1 protein-coding gene is annotated in these 4,995 nt (G+C 34.9%); it reads left to right on the forward strand.

The features are described 5' to 3' along the window. Window positions 1-28: 28 nt before the first annotated feature. Window positions 29-4,995: S8 family serine peptidase (locus KHW44_RS06325; protein ID WP_304067339.1), on the forward strand; the 4,967-nt coding region annotated here is incomplete at its 3' end.

Consider the following 4,995-nt stretch of genomic DNA (forward strand, 5'->3'; position numbering starts at 1 on the left):
TTTGCGGATAAAAAAGTAGGAGGGAAATATGAAACCATATTCTAAAAAGTTTTTAGCTGGTGTGTTATTGTTTTCATTGGTATTACCAAGTGCAACGACATTTGCAACTAATCAAACAGATAGCACTACATACGCTAAGCTTCAAGAACAAGGTGTAAAGGCAGACCAAGAAGTCAAAGTTATCGTAGAAACTAATGACAAGGCTGCCATTCAAAAAGAACCAAACGTAAAAAGCGCGAGATTCTCAAGAGCCGTGAAGGCATCTGAAGCAGAAGTAAAGAAAACTTCAGAAAACATCGAAACTAAGTTGAAGAAAGAAAACGTTAAAGTAAACAAGGAAGAAGAATTTTCTGCAGTTATCACAGGTTTCTCAGCTAAGGTAAAAGCAAAAGACATCGACAAGTTGAGAAAACAACCAGGAGTTAAGAAGGTTACAGCTCAAATGAAGGCTGAAAGACCAAAAGGAGGAGCAACTCCAAACCTTGCAACAGCTCCAAATATGATTAAGGCTAATACTTTGTGGGATCAATACAAATTCTCAGGACAAGGAATGTTAATTAGTATTATAGATACTGGCGTCGATCCATCTCACAAGGATATGAAACTATCTCCTGATATCAAATCAAAATACAGTAGCGAAGGCGAAGTAAACAAAGTTATTAAAGAAAATGGCTTAAAAGGTAAATGGTATAACAGAAAAGTTCCTTATGGATACAACTACGCTGATGAATCAGATGAAATCAGAGACTCAGGAATCGGTGGATACCACGGAATGCACGTAGCTGGTATAGTTGCTGCAAATGGTGATGCAGAAAATGAAGGAGTAAGGGGCGTAGCACCAAATGCACAATTATTAGCGATGAAGGTATTCAGTAACGATGCATTAGTATCTACAGTTTACGAAGAAGTATGGTTGAAAGCGATTGACGACTCCATCAAACTTGGTGCAGACGTATTGAACATGAGTTTGGGAATGGGTTCAGGTTACAGTAGAGATGGAATATCTCCTACAAACGAAGCATTCAACAAAGCAAAAGCTGCAGGCGTTGTGTGTGCAGTTGCAATGGGTAATGACCGTGTTACAAACTGGGGCGGAGATGGTAAGACTAACTTAGCTATTAACCCTGATTTTGGTACTACAGGACACCCTGCAGTTGCGGATCCATCATATGCAGTAGCATCAATGGAAAACACAAACCTTAGAGGAAGAAATGTTTTAGTTGAAGGAACAGACATTGCAATCTCAACAGGTACTGCAGAAGGTGCAGACGAAGATACAACTACAGAATACCGTGAATACGTTCATGTTGGATTAGGAAATACAGAAGAACAATACAATGGACAAGATGTAACTGGTAAAATCGTCCTTGCGGAAAGAGGAGAAGGATCCTTTAATGATAAAGCTCAATTAGCAAAAACAAAAGGTGCAGCTGGTATAGTAATTTACAACTCTCCAGAAGGCAATAACTTGTCATTTATGTCTGGAATGGAAAATAAGGAATTTCCTTCAGTGTTCATCAGTAACAAAGATGGATTAAAACTAATTGATTTATTAAAAGATAACGCACAACAAAAAATCAATATTACTGCGGTAAAATCTGTTAAGAATGATAAGGGTGGACAAATGAGTGAATTCTCATCTTGGGGAATTACTCCTGATTTGAGATTAAAACCAGACATCGCTGGTGTTGGTGGACAAATCTACTCAACAATTAACGAAGATAAGTACACTATGATGAGTGGTACATCAATGGCAACTCCACAAGTTGCAGGTGCAAGTGCATTAGTAATGCAAAGATTGTACGATGCCCATATGTTGAAGAGAACTGATGATGGTAAACCAGATCCAAAACAAGAATACTTGACAGTATTGGTAATGATGAACACAGCCACTCCTGTAAAAGACACAGAAGTAAAAGGCGCTTCATTGTATACACCAAAACAACAAGGTGCAGGACTTGTGGACCTTGAAAAAGCAGCTACAACTCACGTAACTGTAACAGCTACTGGTGGAAAAGATACAAAAGAAGACGGCAAATTAGAATTAGGCGAAGTTGGAGAACAATTCAACGCTACATTCAAATTAAAGAACTACTCTAAAAATGACATCACATTTACACCAAAATACATCTCATTAAGAGATGAAGTAAAAGATGGAAGATACACTGAACATTCATCAGTTGCAGAAGAAAAAGAATTAGCACAAGTTACAGTAAAAGCTAACAGTGAAGAAACTTACACTGCAACGATATCTACAAAAGGAATTGACAAGAATCAATTCGCACAAGGATATGTAATGTTCAAATCAGACACTAATCCTACACTTTCAGTTCCTTACACTGGATTTAAGGGCGATTGGTCACAACCACAATTCATCGACAACATGCCAGATTTTAGCAATGAAGTAAACTACAAGTCAATAGTATATCCAGATGGTGGAGTAGATAAATCAGGATTTATGAGAAGACAAGAAAAAGGTGGATGGAATTACTGGAATGCTTGGAATGTTGATGGCAAACCAACAGTCTTCGTAAACTCCAACAAACAAGAAGGAATGAATGCAGAAGTTTCTCCAGTAATCTCAATCATGAGAAACGCTCTTGATGTAAAATACGACATCTTAGATAAAGATGGTAAAACATTGAGAAATTTATTCATCGACCCAATCCTTCTAAAAGTTAATGGATTGTACAAAGACAATGGTAAATACAAATTCGAATACGTTCCTGGTGGAGCAGCTTGGGATTTTAAAGACTCAAAAGGAAAACCTGTTGAAGAAGGAAATTACATTTACCAAATCACAGGTCATGTAGACTACAAGGATGCTAAGGAACAAAAATATCAATACAATTTAGTATTAGATAACACAGCACCAACATTAACTTACAAATACAACAAAGAAAAAAGAGAAATAACTGTAATTGCAAAAGATAACTTAGCAGGTGTATTTAGCGTAGGATATGAAAACACTACAACTGGTCAATGGTATGAACAACAAGTTAGAAAAGATCATAGATACGATGATATTGGAATAGTAAGAGATTACTCTTATACATTCAAAATAGCTGATGGATTTGACTTGGCTAACTTAAGCATTTACGCTTGGGATAATGCAAGAAATGTTAGTGGTAATAAGATTGACACAGGCATAACTTCTAACATCAAAATCAAACCTATAGAATTGAAAGTAAAAGATCAAATTCCAGGATTAGATGAAATCAAAAAGCACATCGAAGGATTACCAAAAGATGCTGAAGTTAAAATATTAGACAAGAATTTTGAAAATACAGAAAATCCTGGTGAATTTGGAATTAGAGTTTCTGTTAAGATTGGCGATATGGAAACATATTACTGGATTCCAGTTATTGTAAAAGGTGAAGAAAAACCAGAACAACCAGAACAACCAGAACAACCAAAAGATATGACAGTTTACAACTTACCTGTAATCACTGTTCAAAGTCCAGACTATTACCAAGAATTTGGTAAATACAAAGACGAAAAAAATCCTGAAGCTTACAAGAAGATTCACGTAAAAGGTAATGTTACAAAAGTGGATCAATTAGATAAGTTAACATTAACTATCACTAAAGATGGTAAGAAGGTTGAAGGAACAGAAGATCAAGAAATCAAATTCAACAAAGAAGGAGATAGCAATTACTCATTCGATCACGAATTAGACATCTCTAAATTAGAAGATGGATATGTTTACGAATTGCAAATCAAAGCTGAAGGATTAAATGTCAGAGGAGATAGCATCGAAGATACTATCATCAGAAGAATCAGAAAAGACTACGTTGCTCCAACAGTTGAGTACACTGTAGAACACAAAGATGAAAAAGCTCCAATGGCTAAGATAAAAGTAAAAGGTCATGAAAACATGACTTATTTGGAAATGTATCTTGACGGAAATATACTTTCAAGAGTTGACAAGACTTGGGATAACTTCGAACTTGAAAAAGGCGTTAACGGAGAATTCGAAGTAGAAGTTCCATTGGAAGTTGGCGAAAACAAATTCCAAATCAAAGCATCTGACGATGCAGGAAATGAAAAAATCGAAGACGTTGTAATCAACAGAAAAGATCCTAACGCAGTAGATCCAGTTGATACAAAAGATTTATTAGACAATATTCTTAAAGCAAAATCAATTGTAGAAGTTTCTGAAAAATACGAAGTAACTGATGAGCAAATAGCTGAACTTAACAAATTAATTGAAGAAGCAAAAACTGTTATTAATGAACAACAACCACAAGATAAGGTTGATGAAATTAATAATAAATTAAAAGAATCATTAGCTAATATCAAAGAAAAAGAAGTTAAGAAAGTTGATAAAACTCAACTTATCGGTCAAAAAGAAGATGCACAAGAATTGTTGAAGAAGAAAGATAAATACGTTCTTGACGAACAACAAGAAAAAGCATTACAAGATTTGATCAAAAAAGCTGAAGATTTGACTAAGAAAGAAGATGCAACTCAAGAAGAAGTTGACACATTAGCAAAACAAATCAAAGATTCATTAGCAAATATCAAAGAAAAAGAAGTTGAAAAAGCTGATATTAAAGAACTTCAAAATCAAAAATCAAATGCAGAAGAATTGTTGAATAAGAAAGAAGAAAATAAACTTAACGAACAACAAGAAAAAGCATTACAAGATTTAATCAAAAAAGCTGAAGATTTAGCTAAGAAAGAAGATGCAACTCAAGAAGAAGTTGACACATTAGCAAAACAAATCAAAGATGAAGTAGCTAAGGTTAAGGAAAATACTACAACTCCAGACGAAAAAGAAATCAAAACAGAAAGAGTTGCAGGAGCTAATAGAATACAAACAGCAGTAGAAGTATCCAAGAAATACTACGAATCAGCCGATACAGTAATCATAGCAAACTACGAAAAATTCGCAGACAGCTTATCAGCATCAGCATTATCAAAAGCATTAAAAGCACCAATCTTGTTAGTACAAAAAGATCAATTAGATTCAGTAGTAGCACAAGAAATCAA

This window comes from Finegoldia magna (assembly GCF_018371055.1).
GTDB classification, from domain to species: Bacteria; Bacillota; Clostridia; order Tissierellales; family Peptoniphilaceae; genus Finegoldia; species Finegoldia magna_I.